Source organism: Pseudomonas quasicaspiana, assembly GCF_021147825.1.
In the GTDB taxonomy this organism is placed as follows: domain Bacteria; phylum Pseudomonadota; class Gammaproteobacteria; order Pseudomonadales; family Pseudomonadaceae; genus Aquipseudomonas; species Aquipseudomonas quasicaspiana.
Genome location: NZ_JAGTPI010000087.1, coordinates 1 through 20,792 on the forward strand (window position 1 = coordinate 1; position 20,792 = coordinate 20,792).

17 protein-coding genes are annotated in these 20,792 nt (G+C 59.5%); 13 read left to right on the forward strand and 4 right to left on the reverse strand.

The window, feature by feature from the left end; genetic code table 11:
* Window positions 1-705 precede the first annotated feature (705 nt).
* From KDX30_RS27790 to KDX30_RS27805, 4 genes are all read right to left on the reverse strand, one after another.
* Entirely contained in the window at window positions 706-1,251 is a 546-nt protein-coding gene (locus KDX30_RS27790; RefSeq protein ID WP_231678077.1) for a transglycosylase SLT domain-containing protein, read from the reverse strand.
* Window positions 1,252-1,380: 129 nt separating this feature from the next.
* Entirely contained in the window at window positions 1,381-1,755 is a 375-nt protein-coding gene (locus KDX30_RS27795; RefSeq protein WP_231678078.1) for a hypothetical protein, read from the reverse strand.
* Between the two features lie 74 nt (window positions 1,756-1,829).
* Window positions 1,830-2,792 carry a hypothetical protein gene (locus KDX30_RS27800; RefSeq protein WP_231678079.1) on the reverse strand — a complete coding sequence of 321 codons (963 nt, stop codon included), beginning with the start codon at window positions 2,790-2,792 and terminating at the stop codon, window positions 1,830-1,832.
* A 9-nt stretch (window positions 2,793-2,801) separates the two neighbouring features.
* Entirely contained in the window at window positions 2,802-3,347 is a 546-nt protein-coding gene (locus KDX30_RS27805; protein WP_049827211.1) for an RNA polymerase sigma factor, read from the reverse strand.
* Between the two features lie 282 nt (window positions 3,348-3,629).
* Here KDX30_RS27805 and KDX30_RS27810 point away from each other — a divergent pair, with 282 nt between their 5' ends.
* From KDX30_RS27810 to KDX30_RS27870, 13 genes are all read left to right on the forward strand, one after another.
* Complete coding sequence (locus KDX30_RS27810; RefSeq protein WP_231678080.1) at window positions 3,630-4,733, forward strand: TyeA family type III secretion system gatekeeper subunit; 1,104 nt, start codon at window positions 3,630-3,632, stop codon at window positions 4,731-4,733.
* Window positions 4,730-6,823 carry a type III secretion system export apparatus subunit SctV gene (gene sctV / locus KDX30_RS27815; protein WP_231678081.1) on the forward strand — a complete coding sequence of 698 codons (2,094 nt, stop codon included), beginning with the start codon at window positions 4,730-4,732 and terminating at the stop codon, window positions 6,821-6,823. Before KDX30_RS27810 ends, sctV begins: the two co-directional genes overlap by 4 nt.
* 28 nt (window positions 6,824-6,851) lie before the next feature.
* Window positions 6,852-7,772, forward strand: a complete 921-nt coding sequence (locus tag KDX30_RS27820; RefSeq protein ID WP_231678082.1) for an FHA domain-containing protein — start codon at window positions 6,852-6,854, stop codon at window positions 7,770-7,772.
* Window positions 7,766-9,133 (forward strand): FliI/YscN family ATPase, encoded by a 1,368-nt coding sequence (locus KDX30_RS27825; protein ID WP_231678083.1) that lies wholly within the window; start codon window positions 7,766-7,768, stop codon window positions 9,131-9,133. The genes KDX30_RS27820 and KDX30_RS27825 overlap by 7 nt, the downstream gene beginning before the upstream one ends.
* Window positions 9,123-9,599, forward strand: a complete 477-nt coding sequence (locus KDX30_RS27830; RefSeq protein WP_231678084.1) for a hypothetical protein — start codon at window positions 9,123-9,125, stop codon at window positions 9,597-9,599. The genes KDX30_RS27825 and KDX30_RS27830 overlap by 11 nt, the downstream gene beginning before the upstream one ends.
* A complete protein-coding gene (locus tag KDX30_RS27835) occupies window positions 9,596-10,201 on the forward strand; it encodes a type III secretion system HrpP C-terminal domain-containing protein (protein WP_231678085.1) in 606 nt (201 codons plus the stop codon). Before KDX30_RS27830 ends, KDX30_RS27835 begins: the two co-directional genes overlap by 4 nt.
* Entirely contained in the window at window positions 10,198-11,388 is a 1,191-nt protein-coding gene (locus tag KDX30_RS27840) for a FliM/FliN family flagellar motor switch protein (protein ID WP_231678086.1), read from the forward strand. Before KDX30_RS27835 ends, KDX30_RS27840 begins: the two co-directional genes overlap by 4 nt.
* Window positions 11,385-12,038 (forward strand): type III secretion system export apparatus subunit SctR, encoded by a 654-nt coding sequence (gene sctR / locus KDX30_RS27845; RefSeq protein WP_231678087.1) that lies wholly within the window; start codon window positions 11,385-11,387, stop codon window positions 12,036-12,038. The genes KDX30_RS27840 and sctR overlap by 4 nt, the downstream gene beginning before the upstream one ends.
* 7 nt (window positions 12,039-12,045) lie before the next feature.
* Complete coding sequence (gene sctS / locus KDX30_RS27850; RefSeq protein WP_027902897.1) at window positions 12,046-12,309, forward strand: type III secretion system export apparatus subunit SctS; 264 nt, start codon at window positions 12,046-12,048, stop codon at window positions 12,307-12,309.
* A 2-nt stretch (window positions 12,310-12,311) separates the two neighbouring features.
* Window positions 12,312-13,118 carry a type III secretion system export apparatus subunit SctT gene (sctT, locus tag KDX30_RS27855; protein ID WP_027902896.1) on the forward strand — a complete coding sequence of 269 codons (807 nt, stop codon included), beginning with the start codon at window positions 12,312-12,314 and terminating at the stop codon, window positions 13,116-13,118.
* A complete protein-coding gene (gene sctU, locus KDX30_RS27860) occupies window positions 13,115-14,203 on the forward strand; it encodes a type III secretion system export apparatus subunit SctU (protein WP_027902895.1) in 1,089 nt (362 codons plus the stop codon). Before sctT ends, sctU begins: the two co-directional genes overlap by 4 nt.
* A 103-nt stretch (window positions 14,204-14,306) precedes the next feature.
* The gene (locus KDX30_RS27865; protein ID WP_231678088.1) at window positions 14,307-19,994 is read left to right on the forward strand and encodes an AvrE-family type 3 secretion system effector; all 5,688 of its coding nucleotides are present in this window, start codon (window positions 14,307-14,309) and stop codon (window positions 19,992-19,994) included.
* A gap of 76 nt (window positions 19,995-20,070) precedes the next feature.
* Complete coding sequence (locus KDX30_RS27870) at window positions 20,071-20,283, forward strand: hypothetical protein (protein ID WP_231678089.1); 213 nt, start codon at window positions 20,071-20,073, stop codon at window positions 20,281-20,283.
* Window positions 20,284-20,792: the final 509 nt, after the last annotated feature.

Below are 20,792 nucleotides of genomic sequence, written 5' to 3' on the forward strand. Positions count from 1 at the left end.
CGCTCTTGCCCCACCACTGGGTGCCTCGCTGTCGCTCGGCATACCCGTAATCCGACATTGCTGCGTGGGGCCGCCGCCACCGGCCATCCATGGCCTGAGACGGCTAAACCGGCATCCCTGCCGGTTTGCCCCACGCAGCAATATCGAATTCCGGCCGGCGTGGTTTAACGGGGCGCCTAAGATCAAAATCAAAAGCACGGCGGCCTGACAGCCGGACCTGGTTGTGTGAGCTTTCCGGTTTTCTGTAGGAGCTGCCGAAGGCTGCGAAGCGGTGTGTCAGACGACGTCTGTGTTGGCTGTGCTGACGTCTCGCGAACAAGTTCGCTCCTACCGGGCCGAGGCGATCCCGCCGTATTCGCTTTGCTTTTGATCTGCTTTTGATCTGCTTTTGATCTTAGGCGCCCCGTTAAACCACGCTGGCCGCTCGCAGATTTGAAACCGTGGGTAACCCGGCAGGACGCCGGGTTAGCCGCATTGGGCCATGGATGGCCCGTTGCGGCGGCCCACGGTTTCAGATCTGCAGGCGGGCATCCCGAGCCTAGGCGAGGGACCGAGTGGTGGGGCATGAGCGCTTTGGTTACTTTCGCGCTCTTCGAAAGTGACGCGCCGTAAGGGCGCAACCAATAGAAGCCACTAACGCGGTAAAGGATATGCACAAAAACATCCCTACCCATGAAAAGTTGTGCAGATACGCCCATGCGTTGCTCAACGATCAGCAACCATCCGCTTAAGTCGCTCCTGAATCTTGCTTTTATAAAGCCGCGCCGGTTCGCCACCCGCCGGGCGATGGTACATGCCAGCAGCGCTGACCCAGTCTCCGGTTTGCTGATAATACTGACGTAGCAACAAGGCAGCGCTTTGCAGGTTATTGATCGGGTGGAGCGCATCGCAGGGCTCGCGAAACCGGGCGCGACCGATATAACCCCAGTTCTGCTGAGTCAGGCCGATATCCACCGCATACACACCCTGCTCGGAGATTGCCTTGAGCACCGCGCGGCAGGCCTCATCGCGAGTTTCGAAACGCAGCGGCTTGCCCTTGACGTTAAGGGTCCAGGGCCATGGGTAATACCCGATGCGCAATTGCGTGTTGCTTTCAGTCTGCGCCACCGCATAAAGCAACTGCGCCGGGACACCGGCGGCCTCGGCCACCTGCCGGTACGCGGTTGGCGGACCTGCCCAGGCGGGATCAGCCGCTAATACGCCGAAGAACGCCAGCAGCGCACCTAACTGCCCCCGGCGCTCCCGCCTCATGCCAACACCTGCCGGTTGCCCCGCAAATCGGCAGCGCCTTTGTCACCGGTTAGTGCAGACCCGGGGCGTCGAATACTGATGCTGATATTCATAAAGCTTCCTTGACGGTAGAAAGACAAACATCGGCCATCAGTAACGGATGTCCGGCATGTTGCGCTGGTTGAGATGCTGTTGTTGAATTCGCTGGCGCAAGCGCTGCTGCTCGACAATGCGACGTTGGGCATTGCGCTGCTGATTGATCTGGTCTTGCTGTCGGCGCTGCTGAAGGTAGCGCTGCTGAGTCCGGCGGTTATCCTGCGCTTGCTGCGCAGCCCGGCATTGCGCAACGACGGTTGCCAGCTGTCCGCGCCATTTAGCTGCACCGACGTTGTCCTGATCTGCAATTGCCTGAGCCAGACGCTGGCTTGCAGCCCTGTGAGCCTGGTAGCAGGCGCTGGGAGTCGGCCATGCCGCTTGCGCCAGACAAGGCATCAACACCATGATCAGGCACAGCATGATTTTCATGATCACATCTCCACTTGCGTCACCACCTATCAGTCTGTGTGGTCACAGCATGCGAAAACGTTGCATGTAATCGATCAGTCGATCAGGTCACGCCAGCCAGGGTCGATATCGAGCGCCAGGCCAGCATTGTGAAGGGTGTCCAGCAATCGATAGAGCGCGCTGCGATCAGCGATAGGGCACTGGGCGGGATAGTCGCCAACTGGATGGGGCAGGAAAAGCATGGCAGGGAAGTCATCTGCCGCCAGGCCGCCCGGGCGAGGCCTGATGTCTTGCTCAAGCGGGGCTATTCCGGCGGCGTCGTCATCCAGCGCGGCGAGGATCATTTCGATGCGTCCGGCCAGTTCGGCGCACGCTGGATCAACAGGCTCAGGGTTGTCGCCCAGGCTACGCCGATAGGCAGCGTTCCAGACCTGGGTTTCTTCATAGCTGGGGCCACCGCAATCGAGCAGCGGTGCCAGCAATAAAAGCTCGTAATCCCCCGCCTTACCGACCGGCTCAGCCCGAGTGGTGGCAAGCGTCAAGGGCATGCTGCCTTGCCAGAGGCTCCACTGGTCCGGACTTTCGCGCCGCGCCAGGAGCGAAAGAATCTGATTGCCGATACCCAGAGTTTGCAAACTCTGTATCCCGTTGCGTTCCCCGCCCATCGCCAACAACTCACCCTCGTTAAGCATCTGGCGCAAGCGGCTGTCGCTGAGCAAGGCGGGATTTACTGCAAGGCTTGTGCTCTGAGGCAAGGCATCGGGCGATGGCAACAGGTCTGGCTGGCTGAAACCCGTCAGGCTGTCGAGCTCCCACAACGGCCGCCCATCGACCCACAATTGGGTCAACCCCGAGGCTCTGGCCCGCACACCGAACACAATGCGCCTGCGTTCGGAAAACCGCTGGAATGCATAGGCATGGGCGCCCGGCATACCGGGCCACGCAGCATTGCCGGCTTTCTGCAAGCATTGGTCAAGGGGATCTTGAGCGGCCCGTAATGGCACGGGCGCCAAGCCGGGCTGTATTTGCCGCGGACCGCCAATCTTGAAGTTCGACATGCTTACCTCTCACGCGCGAAAACCTTCTGGCAGATTATCACGCAACTGCGTGCGGGCCCTGGACAGGCGGGAGCGAATTGTACCGATCGGCACACCCAACACATCGGCAGCATCCTGGTAACTGCCTTCGGTTTCGACAGTGACTTCCAGCGTATGACGCATGACGGCTGGCAGTACGGCGATAGCTTGAACAGTGCGCTCCAGGTCTCGATAACTTTCTATGTGACCGCAAATATCCAGACTTGGCTCGGCATGCGCAAGCTGCTCCTCGAACTCGACGTGCATGGGCCGACGATAGAGTTTGCGAAAATGATTACGGATCAGATTCAGGGCGATACCGCATAACCAGGTCTCGGGTTTGCACTGTTGCAAAAAGCGGCTTTCGGCATTCAGGGCTTCGACAAAAGTTTGCTGAAGAATGTCTTCGGCATCCTCCTGATTAATGACGCGCTTATGTATGAAATTCTGCAGTTTCTGAAGTTGTTGTTGGGTCAACTGGGCGAAGCAGGAGGTGCCGGTCCGCGTGGGCAGTAAGCTCTGGTTCATCGCGTTCATACTGAATTATTCCCTTAGATCCTCGTCGTGAGCGCTTCACGGCGATACTAAGACTCCTATAGCGAAACCTGTGCCAGGCTTTAAAAACCATATAACTTATTGTTTTTAATAATATTTTTAATCTAACAGTAATGTTTTGTGCGCAAGCTTTTGCAAGCACCCTCGAAAAGCTTCGCAACATCTTGCAAATCTTCCTGATCAGACGCTGGCCTGTTTTTCGCGTGGAACCGGATAGCGCCTGCGACCACACAGAGAGGTGTACTCCAGACGCGTAGACGGCTCATGTCCCTCAACCACATCACCCCCATGCCGCACACCACTGTGCATACAGCGACGCCGCAGCCCGCTGCTTCTCCTGTCGCAAAGGCAGGGGCGACCAGCGTGCATCAGCAAGGCGAGTCCGCGCACATGATGCAGCAGATGAGCGCTGCACTCGCCTCTATGAGCAAGCCTCTGAGCCAGCGCGAAGTGGTGTGTGGACAGCACGCCAGCAGTCAGCCGATGAGCCTGCAACAGTTGTTGCAGGGAATAGGCAACCATGCGCCGACGCAACTGAACGCCCGGTTGAACAAAATGCGCCAGCAGCTACGGCAGCAGAAATCAGTCAAGGAGATGGTCAAGGACCAAGGCGACAATCCGCTTCGGACGCACCTGCTGCTCAGCGAAATCGCTCACCAGGCCGAGGAACAGGGCAATGATGCAGAGGCCGAACAGGCCCAGGCGCAACTTGACGCACTGGATGCCGAGCACGGCGAGGAAATAAAGACCGGTCTGAGCATCACTCCAGCGCTGACCCACGCAGTGAAAGACCCGGATCTGCGCGATAACTTGCGCACTATTTATTACCAACACCTGATCAAGAACCCGTCACTGGGTAACTTCATGGAAGCGGTGCTGCATCTGTGCGGCGAGAAAAATTTCATCAAAGGCCTGCGGGCCCTGCAACAAGCCCTTGCCGACGATATCGCCAACCTTGCGCAATTGCCCCAGGAGGGCAAGTTGCGCTCGTTGATGGAAAGCCTTGGGCGCACCACTCAGCTCAACAATCTGGTGCATGGTTGCTCGGACCTGGCCAGCCGCATGGCGGCTAAAAATCCGGCCATGACCTTGAGCGGCCTGCTGTTGATGCGTCAATTGATGCAACTGGCCAACCAGTCGATGAACGTACGCGACACCCAGCAACTCTCGGAAAAAGTTGGCGGCCCATCGCCGACGCTGCAACTGACCTTCCTCAACGGCCTGCGTCATCTGCTTGCCGACCTGCCCAACGGTCTGTGGCGCGACGACAAGACGCGCCAGACCTCACTGCGCAACGTCTTGCTGATCATGGACGAGCTCGGGCAAAGCGAACGCAAGGCCCTGCCAGACCGGAGTAGCCGTTTATGAATGCCGTGCTCAATGGCTTGACCCGGGTGGCGATAGCCGCCTCCAAGCGCTCAGAAGTCGCAGGCGCAATCATCGTCATCGGCATCGTCTTCATGTTCATCACGCCCTTGCCTACAGGGCTGGTGGATGTCCTGATTGCGGTCAACATCTGCGTGTCCTGTCTGCTCATCATGCTGGCGATGCAACTGCCCAAGCCCTTGGCGTTTTCGACGTTCCCGGCAGTGCTGTTGCTGACAACCATGTTCCGCCTGGCCTTGTCGATCGCGACTACGCGGCTGATTCTGCTCGAACAGGATGCGGGGCACATCGTCGAAGCCTTCGGCAACTTCGTCGTCGGCGGCAACCTGGCGGTGGGCATGGTCATCTTCCTGATCCTGACCGTGGTCAACTTTCTGGTCATCACCAAGGGCTCCGAGCGGGTTGCGGAAGTGGGCGCGCGCTTCACGCTGGACGCCATGCCTGGCAAGCAAATGTCCATAGACAGCGATTTGCGCGCCGGGCTAATCAGCGTCGATCAGGCCCGCCAGCGTCGAGCGGATCTGGGCAAGGAAAGCCAACTGTTCGGCGCCATGGATGGCGCGATGAAGTTCGTCAACGGCGACGCCATCGCAGGCCTGATCATCGTCGCGATCAACCTGATTGGCGGCATCTCCATTGGTGTGATGCAGCACGATATGAGCGCTGGCGACGCCATGCACCTGTATTCAGTGTTGACCATCGGTGACGGCCTGATCGCGCAAATTCCGGCGCTGCTGATCTCGGTCACCGCGGGCATGATCATCACGCGTGTACCCAATGAGGAAAGCGACGAAAACTCCAACATCGGCGGCGACATTGCCAAGCAGTTGGGCGCGCAACCGAAATCACTGGTCATTGCAGCAGTGGCGATGCTCGGTTTCGCTGCACTGCCGGGCATGCCGACCATGGTGTTCGTCATCATTTCAATCCTCGTTGGCACGCTGGGCGTATTCCTGATGCGCAGCCGGGCCCCCAAGGCCCAGGCCGTCGCCGCCTACGTCCCCCCGGAACAGAATGGTGACCGGGACATTCGTGAGTTCTTCCCCTGCCGCACGTTCCTGCTGCAGTTCAACCCAGGCCAGGACCAGACAGAAATCATGGCCTTGATCAGCCAGGTACGGCAGCGCCGCAACCAGCTCGTGGCACAGTTCGGCATCACCCTGCCCTCTTTCGACATCGAGTATGCGAGTCATTTGCCTGAAGATGAATTCCGCTTTCTGGTTTACGAAGTGCCTGCGATCAAAGCCACCTTCACCCAGGATTTTCTGGCCGTGGAACGACAACTGCTGGCTGCGGAACCGATCAATGCTCATCCCGGCCATACTGCTCGCGAAGAGGCCGACCTGCTCTGGATACCGGCCGACGATCCCACACTGCAAGAGCCCGAGTTGCACCCCAGTACCTCTACCCAACTGATCGTCGAACGCATGTTCCGCGCCATGCAAGCCTGCGGCCCACAATTCATCGGGCTGCAGGAAAGTAAAGCGATCCTCAGTTGGCTGGAGCGCGATCAGCCGGAACTTGCTCAAGAGATGCAGCGGGTCCTGCCTCTCGCTCGTTTTTCGGCAGTTCTACAACGTCTAGCCAGCGAATGCGTGCCGCTGCGCGCGATCCGCCTGATTGCCGAAGCACTGATTGAGCACGGCCAGCACGAGCGCGAAATCGGCGCCCTGACCGATTACGTACGCATTGCGCTGAAGTCGTTGATCTTCCATCAATACTGCGGCCCTGAAGGCTTGCAGGTCTGGCTGCTGTCACCGGAAAGCGAGCACCTGATGCGTCACAGCCAGCGCCAGACCCAGAACGAAACTTTTTTCGCCCTGCCCGCCGAAGCCAGCCAGCAGTTGGTTGATCAATTGCGCCAGGCCTTCCCGCGTCGATCCAGGGCGATGGCCGTGTTGCTGGTCGCCCAGGATTTGCGCAGCCCGTTGCGCACATTGTTGCAGGACGAATTCCATGAGATTCCCGTGCTGTCTTTTGCCGAGCTCAACAGCACTGCGCAGGTCAAGGTGCTAGGCCGCCTGGATCTGGACGACCAACTGCAAACCATCGCCGACGAAAATGCGGCATGAGTCTGCCTACCCGTTCAAGGAGTGAGTGATGTACGAACTACGCGTATTGAACGGCTTGCACCGCGGTGCGGCCTTACCGCTGATTGGCGATCACTGGCTGGTCGGGAGCGACGAACAACACGATCTCCTGTTGCAGGATCCCGGCATTGCCAGACGCCATTGCAGATTAACGTGCGACGGCGAAACCTGGCGCCTGGAAGCCGAAGACGGCTCGCTGTTCGACGAGCAGGGCCAGCCCTGTGACAGCCTGAATGCGCTAACCGCTGAACAGACGTTCCGGCTGGGCACTGTGCAGTTGAGCATCATGGCAAGTACAGCGCAGTGGCCAGCGGTGGTCGAACCGAAACCCTCCAGCGAATCCGCCCCGTCAGGCTTCGGCGAATCCCGCGCCGAATCCCAGGCTCCCCCCTCGCCGTCACAACCCGCCAAACGCCCGGCGCTGCATAAGCGCCTGGCCATTGCAGGGATTGTGGTCACGCTGGCGGGCAGTGCCTGGGCATTGACCACACCAGGGCCCGTGAGCCCCTCGCCTACGACCACTCAGCCCCGCGAACCTTCAGCCCTGAGCGCTACGGACACCGCGGAAAAACTGCAAGTCATGCTCCGCGAACGTGAATTGCGCGATACGGTCAGCGTGAGCACCAGCGCCGAAGGCATCGTACTCAAAGGCTCGTTAACACCTGAACAGATGGCGCTGTACAAACGCATGCTGGAACGCTTCGGCCAGCAGCAGAAAAGCGCGGTGGCGGTGCTCGATCAGGTCAAGCCATTCGGTCGAAAACTGCCTTTCGAGATCGTGCAGATCGCCAGCGGCAAGCGTGCCCACGTGGTGTTGGCTGACAACCGCCGGTTATTTCTGGGCGACGAAGTGGATGGGCTGCGCCTGACCAAGATTGACGACAACCACGTCGAGTTCGACGGCGACGAGCACTACGAGGTGAAATGGTGAGCGCAGCGCTGGCCGAAACTGTCCCGTTGGCAGAGTGGGCCGACGCCTATAGAGCGCGCCTGAACAAGCTCTCGCCGGTGGTGGTCAGCGGTCGGGTCAGCGCAGTCAACGGCATCCTGCTCGAATGCCAGGTTCCGGCAGTACGCATAGGCGACCTGTGCCGCGTTTACAAAACCGGTGGCGAAGCGATGCTGGCGGAGATCGTCGGTTTTACCGAAAACTGCACGCTGCTTAGCGCTCTGGGTACACCGGAAGGCATCGAGCAAGGCGCGCGGATCGAGCCACTGGGCGTTGTCCACTCGGTGAGTGTCGACGACAGCTTGCTCGGCAGCGTGCTGGACGGATTTGGTCGACGTCTGGACGGTCAGGGCGACGGTGCTTTCGCCTTGCCGGGTGACCATCGCCCAACCCAGCCAGTAATCTGCGACGCCATTCCACCCACCCAGCGGCCCCGTATCGTCGACGCAATGCCTACTGGGCTGCGTGCCATCGACGCGGCCATTACCCTGGGTGAAGGTCAACGCGTAGGGCTGTTCGCCGGTGCAGGCTGCGGCAAGACCACGCTGCTCGCAGAACTGGCGCGCAATATGCCGTGTGACGTGATCGTATTTGGCCTGATCGGCGAGCGGGGTCGTGAACTGCGCGAGTTTCTCGATCACGAACTGGACGACGAACTGCGTGCGCGTTCGGTGCTGGTCTGTGCCACTTCGGACCGTTCAAGCATGGAGCGCGCCCGCGCAGCCTTTACCACCACCGCCATTGCAGAAGCCTACCGACAGCAGGGCAAACGCGTACTGCTGCTCGTCGATTCGCTGACCCGCTTCGCCCGGGCCCAACGCGAGATCGGCATTGCAGCAGGCGAACCCTTGGGACGCGGTGGCCTGCCGCCCTCGGTTTATACTCTGCTGCCGCGTCTGGTGGAGCGCGCCGGACGTAGCGAGCAAGGCTCAATCACCGCGATTTACACCGTCCTGATCGAACAGGACTCGATGAATGACCCGGTCGCTGACGAAGTCCGCTCGCTGATCGACGGCCACATCGTGATGTCGCGCAAGCTCGCCGAGCGTGGCCATTATCCGGCCATTGACGTGCAGGCCAGCCTCAGCCGTATCACCAGCAGCGTGACCGACAAGCAACATCAGCGCGGCAATATCACCCTGCGCCGTTTACTGGCGGCCTATCAGCAAGTGGAAATGCTCCTGCGTCTGGGCGAGTACACCCCCGGCAACGATGCAATGACTGACTGCGCCGTGCAGTTGCACGACCAGATCAACGAGTTTTTGCAGCAAGACCTGCGCGACCCGCTGGACCTGCAAGACACCCTTGAACAACTTTATGCGTTGACAGCCCATGCGCCGTAGGCCGGCTGTTGAAGAAGCCGCACCGGATGCCGATCCGCAGCGCGACGCGCTGGTCGAGGTGGTGACCTTGCTCTCGCCGCTGCGCGAGTTGCGCAAGCACAGCCTGGAACGACGTTGCCGCGAAGCCCGGCAGGAAGCCGAGCAGATGCAGGCGGCGATAGAACAGGCTGATAAAGACTGCGCCGAAGACCTGCGCCAGCAAAAGCAGGCACGCAAGGCCTTGGCATTGCAGTGTGAGGGTCAAGTCATGAGCCTCAACGCTATCCAGCATTGGCACCAGCAAGAGCAACAACTCATGGACCGACAAACCGAGCTGCGCGTCCACGTCCAACGCCTGAATCTTGAACTTGACGCCCAGCATGTTCGTGTCAGCGAAGCCGAGGCTCAATTGCGCGCCAGCCAGCGTGCCCTGGAAAAACTGGCCTGCCTGCGCGAAACCCTGGCCTTGCCAAAGGAGACGACATGAATCTCAGCAGCCCTGCACACGCAATTCTCGAGCATCGCACGCCTGCCAAGCCGGAACGGCAAGAGCCACAGCACGACACGTCTCGGGACAGACCGCAACCGCAAGGTGCTCGCCCGCAAAGCCGTGGCCCCAACGAAATTGATAGACCTCGAGAGACTTCGGCGCGAGACAGCGGCAAAGCCCGACATGGCGATTCCGAACGCATGGCCGACGGGCTGTTTTTCCAGCAACTGCTGGCGCCATTGGGCGGCATGGGTGGCCAAGGGCAAGGCGGCTCACGCGGCCAGTCGTTCGCAGGCCAGGCTGACGGGATGGGTAGCGCAGGTTTCGCTGCCTGGAACCAACTGGTCGATGACCTCGCCGGGCGGCTGCCCGCTGGCACCGGCCAGTCTCTGCAAGCCACGCTGTTCATGCCGAACCTGGGCCGCATCGGCCTGAATGCGCGTAATCGTTCACCACGCGGTTGGGACATTGATCTGGATTGCGCAGAAGCGCATGCCGCCGAGCATCTGCGTCAGAACCACCCGCGCTGCCAGGACGATCTGAGCCGCGCACTGTGTCAGCCCGTCAACCTCAGCGTGCGCCACCGGGGGTGCGCATGAATGCCCAGGCGCTGCCCCTGCGGCAGGTCAGCCACGTTCAGGTCCGCCTGTCCCGCAAACTGGCCGGCGAGCCGTGGATGGCATTCAACGTGGAGGGCCAGACAGGCCATCTGACGCTCAAAGCCAGCCGCCGCGCGCCTATCGCCGCTGAGCTGCAATGCTTCGACAGCGCATTAGGGACTTTTGGGCTCAGCGATGCTCAACCGGTGCTTAACGCATGGTCGAGCTGCCCGGGTTTTGCCGGGGCTGTCGGGTCTGTAAAAGCAGACGCCGACGAAGACTGGCTATGGCCGCTATACAACGCAGGCCTGTCGGCAGAACTGGCCGCTGTCATGGGCACACTGAAACCGCTTCCAGTCTCTGAAACAGCGCAGGCCGACTGGGTGTACTGCGAGATGAGCCTGCAATTGAGTCAGGGTCGCGTCGACAGTGTGCTCGCAGTCTCTGCCCCTGCGCTCGCCGATTGGCTCGACCAGCCCGCATGGAACGTAAATCCACCACGCGACCACTCAGGGTTAACGCTGGCTTTCGCGCTGCGTCTGGGCAGTCTGAATCTCCCCCGACAAACGCTCGAAACCTTGCGACCTGGTGACGTGCTATGCCCCACCGAGGCTGACTTCGACACCGCAGGTTTTGGTGTGTTGACCCTGGGGCAGCGGCGTCTTCAGGTCCGTGTTTGCGAACAGCCCGAACGGTTGCAACTGGAAGTTCTGGAAATCGAGGAGACGACGGTGTCAGACCGTAATGAGCTTGACGAACCGATTGCCGAGTACACCGACCCTTGGGCGGATGAAGACGGTTATTCCGATGAGGTCGATACCGAAAACGCTTTCGCTGAAGAGGCTGATCCCGACTCCGATGCAGATCAGTACTACACCGAGCCTGCCGGGCAGATTGAAGACGAAGATGACTATGCAGATCAGGCCGATCAGGCGCCTCAGTCGCCGGCAAGTCCTACCGAAGCTTTCGCCGACCTGGCGATGCCGCTGACTCTGCGGTGCGGCCAGATCCGCTTGACCCTGGGCGAACTCGCGGCCCTGGGACCCGGCGCGATCCTTGAAGTCCCAGGCGTCACGCCAGGGCTGGCCGGTCTCTATTACGGTGAACGAAGGCTGGCCCAAGGCGAACTGGTGGATGTAGAAGGCCGTCTTGGCTTGCAGATTACCCAGCTGGATGAGCGCGGATGACGCTCACTGACACGAATCCAATCATGCTGGCGCTGTTTCTCGGCGCATTGTCGCTGCTGCCATTCCTCTTGGTGGTGTGCACGTCCTTCCTGAAAATCGCTTCCGTACTGCTCATCACCCGTAACGCCATCGGCGTGCAGCAAGTGCCGCCGAACATGGCGCTGTATGGCATTGCCCTCGCCGCCACGCTGTTTGTCATGGCACCGGTGTTTTCCGAAATTGCCACCATCGCTCAAGAGCACCCCCTGCAACTGAATGACACAAAAGGCCTGGGCAAAAGCGCGCAGGCCCTGCTCGCCCCTCTTCAAGCATTCATGACCCACAATGTTGAGCCCGACGTGCTGACTCACCTGCACGAAAACGCCCTGCGCATGTGGCCCAAGGCAATGGCCGACGCCGCCAGCCGCGAAGACTTGCTGCTGCTGATCCCGGCCTTCGTGCTGTCGGAGCTGCAAGCGGCATTTGAAATCGGCTTTCTGATCTATATCCCTTTCATCGTCATTGACCTGATCGTCTCCAACCTGCTGCTCGCGTTGGGTATGCAAATGGTTTCGCCGATGACCATTTCCCTGCCCTTGAAAATCCTGCTCTTCGTGCTGGTCAGCGGTTGGACGCGCTTGCTCGACAGCCTCTTCTACTCCTATATGTGAGGTCGCGATGGAAGCCTTGAACCTGTTCAAACAGGGCATGATCCTGGTGGTGCTGTTGACCGCACCGCCGCTGATCGTGGCGGTCGCGGTCGGTGTGCTGACGTCACTGGTCCAGGCATTGATGCAAGTCCAGGATCAAACCCTGCCGTTTGGTCTCAAGTTGCTCGCAGTAGGCGTGACCCTGGCAATGACCGGTCGCTGGATCGGCGTCGAGCTGATTCAATTGACCAACCTGGCGTTCAACATGATTGCCCAGACCGGTAAGGGCTGAGCATGTTCGACGCTCAGTTCGCTTACGAGCTGCTCAATGGCATCGCCTTGTCCATGGCCCGCCTCTACCCTTGCATGTTTCTCGTCCCTGCGTTTCTGTTCAAGCACCTCAAAGGCCTGCCGCGCTATGCCGTACTGACGGCGCTGGCGCTGATCCCCGCCCCGGGCATCGGTCAGGAGTTGAGTCGGCTGGGCAAATCGTGGTCGGACATCTTCTTTCTGATTTTCAAGGAAATGATACTGGGCACCCTGATGGGCCTGGTGCTGTACCTGCCATTCTTTTTATTCAGCGCGGTGGGCGTGTTGCTCGACAACCAGCGTGGGGCGCTGACAGGCGGCCAGCTCAACCCGGCACTGGGCGCCGATGTGACGCCGTTATCTCATCTGTTCGAAGAAACCATGATCATGCTGTTGATGATCATTGGCGGGTTGCCGCTGCTGATGCAGGTGATCTGGGACAGCTATCAGATCTGGCCCGCAACGAGCTGGTGGCCAGCGCTGCAAGGACAAGGCTTCGATGTCTATCTAGGCATACTGCAGGACACTTTCACCCACTTGTTGCTGTATTCGGCACCGTTCATTGCCTTGTTGTTGCTGGTCGAAGCGGCGATGGCGTTGATCGGTATCTACAGCCCTCAACTGAACGTGTTTATCCTCGCGATGCCGGCCAAGTGCGTGATCGGGCTCGCGTTTCTGGTGATCTACTTGCCGACCCTGATGGACCTGGGCACCGAGCGCCTTGAGCTGCTCAAGGACGTGCGGCATACCCTGCTGCTGATGGTCCCCGGTCCTCGCGAACCCACACCATGAGCGAGAAGAATCAGGACGCAACGCCCAAGCAGATTCGCGATGCACGCAAGCGTGGGCAAGTCGCGCAGAGCCAGGATCTGCCCAAGCTTTTGATCCTGGTGGTAGTCAGTGAAATCACTCTGGGCATGGCCGACGTCAGCATGGAAAAGCTGCAGGCGCTGATCAACCTGTCGATGACGCGCATGGATCAACCCTTCCTGCGCACCGTGGGTGAAGTGGTCACTCAGGGCGTGTGGCTGGTGGCCGCTTTTGCTGCGCTGAGTGTGGGCGTCGCCATGCTTATGCGCCTGGTCGGGAGCTGGATGCAATTCGGCTTCCTGTTCGCCCCCGAGGCGCTCAAGCCGACCATGGAAAAGCTCAACCCGTTCAGCCACCTCAAACAAATGTTCACCATGCGCAGCCTGGTCACATCGCTGTCCGGCGTGGTCAAGGCTGCGATCATCGCAACCGTCATGTGGTTCATCGTCGAGCCCGCGCTCGGCACGCTGGTCAGCCTGGTGCACACCGATCTGGTGACGTTCTGGCACGCCCTGTCGACGCTGTTTCATCGGATTCTGCGGGTGACGTGCGGGATATTGCTGGTACTCGCAGTGGCGGACTTTGCTATTCAGAAGTATTTCCACGCCAAGCAACTGCGCATGAGCATGGAAGACATCAAGCAGGAATACAAAAACTCCGAGGGCAACCCGGAGGTCAAGGGCCACCGCCGCCAACTCGCCCACGAACTGCTCAACCAGGCACCCAAGGCCCCGCCCAAACCGGTCAAGGATGCCGACGTGTTAATCGTCAATCCGACTCACTATGCAGTCGCCCTGTATTACAAACCTGGCAAAACAGCCCTGCCGCGCATTCATTGCAAACATCTGGATGCCGGTGCCCTAGCGCTGATCGAGGAAGCAAAGCGAGAACGCATCCCGGTGGTCCAGTGCGTGTGGCTCGCCCGTGTTCTGTACCGCGTGCCCGAAGGTCGCTTCATCCCGCGGGACACGCTGCAAGCGGTCGCGCAGATCTATGGCGTGATCAAACAACTGGACGATGAAGCCAAGCGGGAAGTCATCCTGGCGAACGATATCGACATGCTCTGACCACCCATGCCGACAACGTTGAAAACGCCTTTCCAGAGCCTTGGAACTGTTTCAGTCCGATGGACCACACACAGATATCAGCCTTGAGACGAGCATTCACGGAATGATTAACTCACTACTATCGCGCCTGCATGGCCAATCCCAGAACGTCCAGCAGCCACCTGCGGCGCCCCCCCTGCACAGTCAGGCCAAGGCCCCGAAACTCAATCAGCTTCGCGATCGCCCATCACATGTTGGTGTGGCGAACTCGCTGATGAAGGCGGGCAGCAAATTCACCGGCATGTTTCGCGCCCGTCAGCGTGACGTCGGCAAGCACGAACAACGCGAGTGGCACGACGACCTGATGCGCGTGCCACGGGACGGTAAAACCACCGACCTGCAAATGGTCAACTCCAGTTCTGCGCACGCGATCACCCAGAAACTCAACGCCGAAGGCCGCTACAAGGATATTCGCGCGATCAATCAGCATCACTTGGGCCCCGGGGTGAAGGGCTACCAGATGCAGGACCAGGACGGCCACTGTCACCAGGTGCAGCAAAGCGATGCGGTGATCAGCACATTGAAGTCGTCGATGCCCCAGGGTGTCAGCACGCTGATCGCGGCAGGCAAAGGCCATCAGGCCGAAAGCAGCGGTATTTTTACCGACAAGCAGAACGTCCAGCACACGTTGCACAATCGCACCCTTTATAGCTTCGACCGGGCGACGCAACGCTGGGCCCAGGCACAGCCTCTGCAGAACAACATCTCACGGCTGTCGCTGGATCAGCGCGGCGAGATGATTCTGTATAAACACAAGGACGACATACGCGACCACAGCGCTATCAAGAGCCATGAGGTCCAGTTAAAGCGTGACGGCAAGATTCGCCTGACCGAAGGCCATGATCCTGACAAAGGCGTCGAGCTCAGCCTGCTCAAGCACGATGGAACCCCTATCGATGTCGAGCGCGTCGGGTTGCTCAAGCCCAGTCACACCCACGGCAGCCCAACGCTGTTTGTACTGGACAAGGAAGGTGGGCTTCATCACAAGCTGCTCAACGATGACTGGCAGTCAAAATCCAGCATGGCGCTGCAGGAAGTGAAACCAAGCTTGAATCAGGCGATCGGCGTCGAGGCCGCCGACAAAGCGGCAATCGAGGGCTTCATCGCAGACGCCGGTACGCTCAAGGCGGTAATACGTGACGGCGTAGGCTTGCGCCACAGTGCGCCGCTCATTCAGCCGATGACTACCTCGAATAAAGATGAGCCCACCCAATGCAGAATGGGTCCCGGCTGGCGGCTGAGCGAGCAGATGCATCTGGTCAACCAGAACGGCCTGCCGGAAAGGATCGGCGTCGATGACACGCAAGTCCGCCTCCACGGCGGCGCTGCGCTGGGTCTGAATAAAAACCGAGACCTGTGCGGCTGGAACGAGACCACCCAGAGCTGGGACAAGCTCCACGTCAAGGGCGTCACTCAACTGGTGCGCGGTCTCGACGACAAGCCGTATGTGATTCAAGACGGTAAACCCAAGGTAGTAGAAGCCAGCTTCGCGCAGCCCAAACTGAAGCTGGGCAACGGTGAACCGGTGGCATTGGGTCGCTCGACCGCTGCGGAGGTGGGCCGAACGTTGAGCGAAGAGAAGGTCAGCCATTGTGCGGTCCTCGACGACAAGAATTTTGCCCTGCTCACCGAAGCGGCCCCACGGGTCCCAGCGAAGCTCAAAGCCAGCATCGAAGGGCTGAATGTCGATATCCCGCTCCCGCGTGATGCGCAAGGCAAAGAACTGGCTGTCACCAGCGTGGCGCTTGATCAGTCTCGTCAACTGTACGTGACGGCGGGCGGCAATCTGTACCGGCTGCCCCACGATCAGTGGACCCAGAGCCATCACGGCCAGACCGCAGCGTGGAAGCCGGCCGGGCTGCAAACCAAGGCACCTTCTGCGCCTGCGGCGGCGGCTGCGGTTGCTGCTCCTGCACAGGCTCCTGTTTCGGCGACGGCGACGGCCATTGCCATGGCGACTACCGCGGCGACAGCTTCAGCTACGCCGGGTGCTCCTGGTACGCCGCCGACGTCAAGGATCGGAAATCCAATTTCGCCAGGCATCACCGACCCGTCCAGAAAAGACGGCACAGACGTGCTTTTGGACCAGGTCAAAAAGACGCTCGCACCCGGTATTTCCCTGAGCGCTGCAGACTTGTCCAGCGCGACTGTAAGTATCGGCAAAGTCGAAATGGGGCCAAACAAACGCCCGGTGATCGAAGCCACGCTGTTGCCTCCAAGTACGACTGATGCCAACGGTCAGACGGTTCAGCCCGGACCGTCCACCCATTCGCTGGAATTGTCCTACGGTCGTCTCGGCGAAATAGTGCTGCGCCCGGCCAAGGCACAGGCCAATCCAACGGCCAACAGCCAGATGGAAAGCATGCAGGCGCGCAATCACAAGACAGCCAAAATCGGCAATGCCAACGGCTCGGCGACCACCACCATGTTTGGTTCCACCACAGACAATGTGCGTACTGGTGGCGCGAAGAACATCTTCAAGACCGCTGCCGAAGGGTTTCGCAAGATGGGCGAGTCCTATCAACACCACTTCCACCCTTTGGAAACCCCCAAGGCAAACGCCAAGGAACTCAAGCAAGCATTCAATTCAGGCGAGAACATCAAGCAGAAGCTGCAGGCTGCGGGCCACCATGCCTTGACCCCTGGCCCGCGCAGCCGCTCGGGCATGAGCCCGATCTACCAAGAGTCGCTGCGACTGTATAAGCGTTTTGATAGCGCTAATACCAAGGCCAAGGCCAAGGCCAATACCACCACCAACACAAACACCAACACCAATAGAACCGCCAAGCCGATGCTGGAGGCAGGGATAGCGCTGCTGGACAGCAAGGCTGTGCCAAAAACCCGCGCCGACCTGGAAAAAGCGCAACTGCATACCGGCCTCGAAACACTGCACAAAGACATCGAGAACAGCAGCTACCAGGCAATCGTCCGACTGGGCCAGATTCACAAACTGCTCGATGAGCGCGGTAAAGCCTTGGAACCTGCGGCGGCCAACGTCCCGGTCGCGGCCCCGGGCGCAGGCACAGTCAAGGCCACCGGCGCAGTCAAAGTCATGCAGGATGCCTTGCTCGACAGCGGACTCAGCCCCACCAGCAAGGCGCAGACCAAGCTCGAAGAATTGGTCCAGCTAGGCCTGACGCTGCCAGTCCGCCAACTGGAACCGGGCTACGACAACACAGGCCGTAACGAAAGCAAGAGCAGCCTGCTGGAGGATCGTGTGCTGCTCGATGCCCAGACGCTTCTTCAGGTGCGCGATCTTCTGGGGCGAGTGAACAGTCAACAAGGACAGACCCAGATCGTAAACAGCGAAAATGTCGGGCCTGGCAAGAGCACTACGCTGGATCAGTTACAAGGCCTGCGCATGGCCTATGAAAACAGCGACATCAAACTGTTCAGCGACAACGGCATCGTCAGCCACCGCCAGCTTGAGAAGCTGCACCAGGCTCGCGACACTGTAGCCCGGGAGCTTACCGGTCGGCATGGCCTGAATTACAACACCACGCGCTCGTTCTCTGAAGATCTGCGCGCCATCGGCGACCATTTCGGCAACCTGCAGGTGGGCGACGCCACCTCACTGCTGCGCAGCAAGGGTGCGACCTTTACATCACCTGCGGTGTTCGTCCCGCTAACCCCGGATGGCGGCGGAATTTACTTCAACTTCGGCATTGGGCGCGAACATGGGATTAGCCTGGAAACCGAAGGCGGTGAAGATGCGACGACACTGGGCCTGAAAAACAGCCGTAACAGAAACGAGTTTCTGAACGTCGGCTACTACCACGCACCCTCGGCGGTTTTCTCACGCTTGTTCAGCTCCGAGCCGAAGGGCAATCCGAGCAGTGCCGGCGAATTGTACAGTGCCGACGCCAGTTTCAAACTGACTCAGAGCCGCGCAATAGCAGGCTGGTTGACTGCCAGCAACGCCAGCATGGCTAACGTCATGGAGAACCTGCTGGATCCCAGTGCTTCATTGGCCGACCTGTATCGCCTGGGCAAGGACAAAGGCGGCTCGGTGGAAAAAAGCAAAGTTAACCAAGGGTCAATAGGCGTCGGTAGCGGCGTCGACCTGGGACGCCTGAACCTGGGCGGTACGCTGCTGCGCAACGAAAGCGGTGGAGTATGGAACGCCTTCCTGCGCGCTACTGCCGGGATCAACGCCGAAGCTACGCTGGTGAACTATTCCAACACCAAGGTCACCACCCACAAAGGCGAAGGGCAAGATGCTAAAGCGGTAAAACGCGCCTTCGAGGCACTGCCCTCCGCCAGCGCAGGGGCGTATGCCCGGGTCGGTTTTGCTACCAACGGCAACGCGCACCCTGACCAGACGGCCAATAACATGGGCGTGAATAATCATATTCTGGTCGGCCAGACCGTCCTGCCCGATGCTCTCAGCGTCAGCTTCGCGCTAGACCGGGCCAAAAACGACAAATTCACCCTCAACTTCAAGCCCGGCAAAGCAGTGACCACGCCTCAGTTGCACGACGTGGAAAAGTCCTTGGGCAAGGTGCTCAAAGACAAAGAGATTGCCAAGGCACTGGCAGAGCGAAAAGCCCTGCTGACCGAGCTGGAGCGCTGCGCACCCGAGCCAACACAGGCCTTGGCTGCCCTGCCCTCAAGCCCTCTGGGAGGCCGCGCGTTGCCGCCAACCGTGCCACCTCGGCCAGCGCGAGAACGCGTGGCTAACTTGAGCACGCTGTTACCGCGCCTGAATGACAGCATGCCCAAGAATGATGAGGTCGACGCGTTGCAGAAGGCCATCGCCAGCCTGCCTGCAGCGCCGACCCAGGAGCAGCGCAACAAAGTACTCAACGATGCTCGAACCCTGGCTGTCGCAATGAAAGCTGATATCAAGGCGACGGAGGATTCCAAACTGCTGGAAAAAGCCAGTAAAGCCATTGATGCAGGCGAGAAAGTCGCAAATCCGGAAGGCCATCTGGCGGCACTAAAGGGTGTGGTCGACCATCTCGACAATCTGCCTCACGACAACGAGACGCTGCAAGAGCTGCGTTACAGCGTCCAGCAACTGGTCAAGAACAACGATCTGTCCAAGAGCGGCGGACGCCTGCTGGCATCTGGGGAACACAAGTTCACCAACACAGGATTGCAACTGCGCAAAGGTGGTCTGGTCGGTGACTCAGCCCCTTGGCGCGACAGGACCTCAACCCAGAACGCTAACGCCATCGCCACCTTCATCAACAAGAGCCCCGTGCTTCAGGAAATGGCCCGCCGCGCTGAACACTCCGGTCCTACGTCCATGGAGGTGACCCTTGAGCTCAAACCCAAGGTACTGGAAAGCATCGAGAACAGCCTGAACAGGCAAGACCCGAAAATTCAGAAAAAACTCGAAGAAGCCTTGAGAAATGACGACAACGTGCGGATCAAGCGCTTCACCTTGCTGCGCGGCGCAACCCAGACCGACGCCAAGGCAACGCCAAGCCTGTTGTTAAGCGCCAAAAGCAGCGCATCGGTCACCGATTCGGTGGTACTGGCATCGCTGGACCTGAAGTACAGCCAGGAAGAGGAGCACCGGCCAATCAGCATTACGCCTGGCGGTCTCCTGGTACGACCATTGGTGGACAAGGCAGTGCGCGATGACATGAGTGCCAAGGGCTATGCCGTTAAAGGTTCACGCAACAAGAAGGATCTGCACAGCGAAGAAGACGCTGGCCGGGCCAAGCCTGGGGAAACCACCGTCGAGCATTCCAGCAACAGTGCCAATACCGGCAGCGGGCCACGCAGTACAGGCGCTCTGTGATGGTTAACGCGCCGCGCCGGAAGTTATTCCTCGTTTCACCTCAACCTTGTTTTACCAACCCTGAAAGGAAAACATCATGATCCCAGCAATCGTCGCTTCCGCAGCACGCGCAGCCGCTCCAATGGCTAAAGATCTCGGTAAAGAACTGGGGGCAAATCTTGCCCAGGGTGCTGGTCAGCAACTGGCCAGCAGCGGTCTCGACGCCGTCAAAAACCTGATGAGCGGCGGGCCAAGCGGTGAACCGGTGTCCTACGCTAGCGCGAACGAGAACAAACCGGCGACTTACTAAGTCTCTCCTCTCCAGGCCGGACGTTGCTGCGGTATGCGGCGCGTTCGGTGCTTATTACTTCCTATCTTTGGGCATATCCGTTGTTGTGGTAACGGCTTTAATTGGTTGCGCCCTTACGGCGCCTCACTTTTGATAGAGCGCAAAAGTAAGCAAAACGCTCTTGCCCCACCACTGGGTACCTCGCTGTCGCTCGGCATACCCGTAATCCGACCTTGCTGCGTGGGGCCGCCGCCACCGGCCATCCATGGCCTGAGGCGGCTAAACCGGCATCCCTGCCGGTTTACCCCACACAGCAAGGTCGAATTCCGGCCGGCGTGGTTTAACGGGGCGCTTAAGATCAAAATCAAAAGCAGATCAAAAGCAGATCCGATGCCTTTCAGAGCTACAGGTCGTTGATTGGACGCGATTTATGTGGGAGTCGCCCCGGTGTCCCTGACACCACGCTGTCGCGCAGCAAACACGGACCCTGTAGGAGTGAGCTTGCTCGCGATTCGGCCTGTCAGTCGATG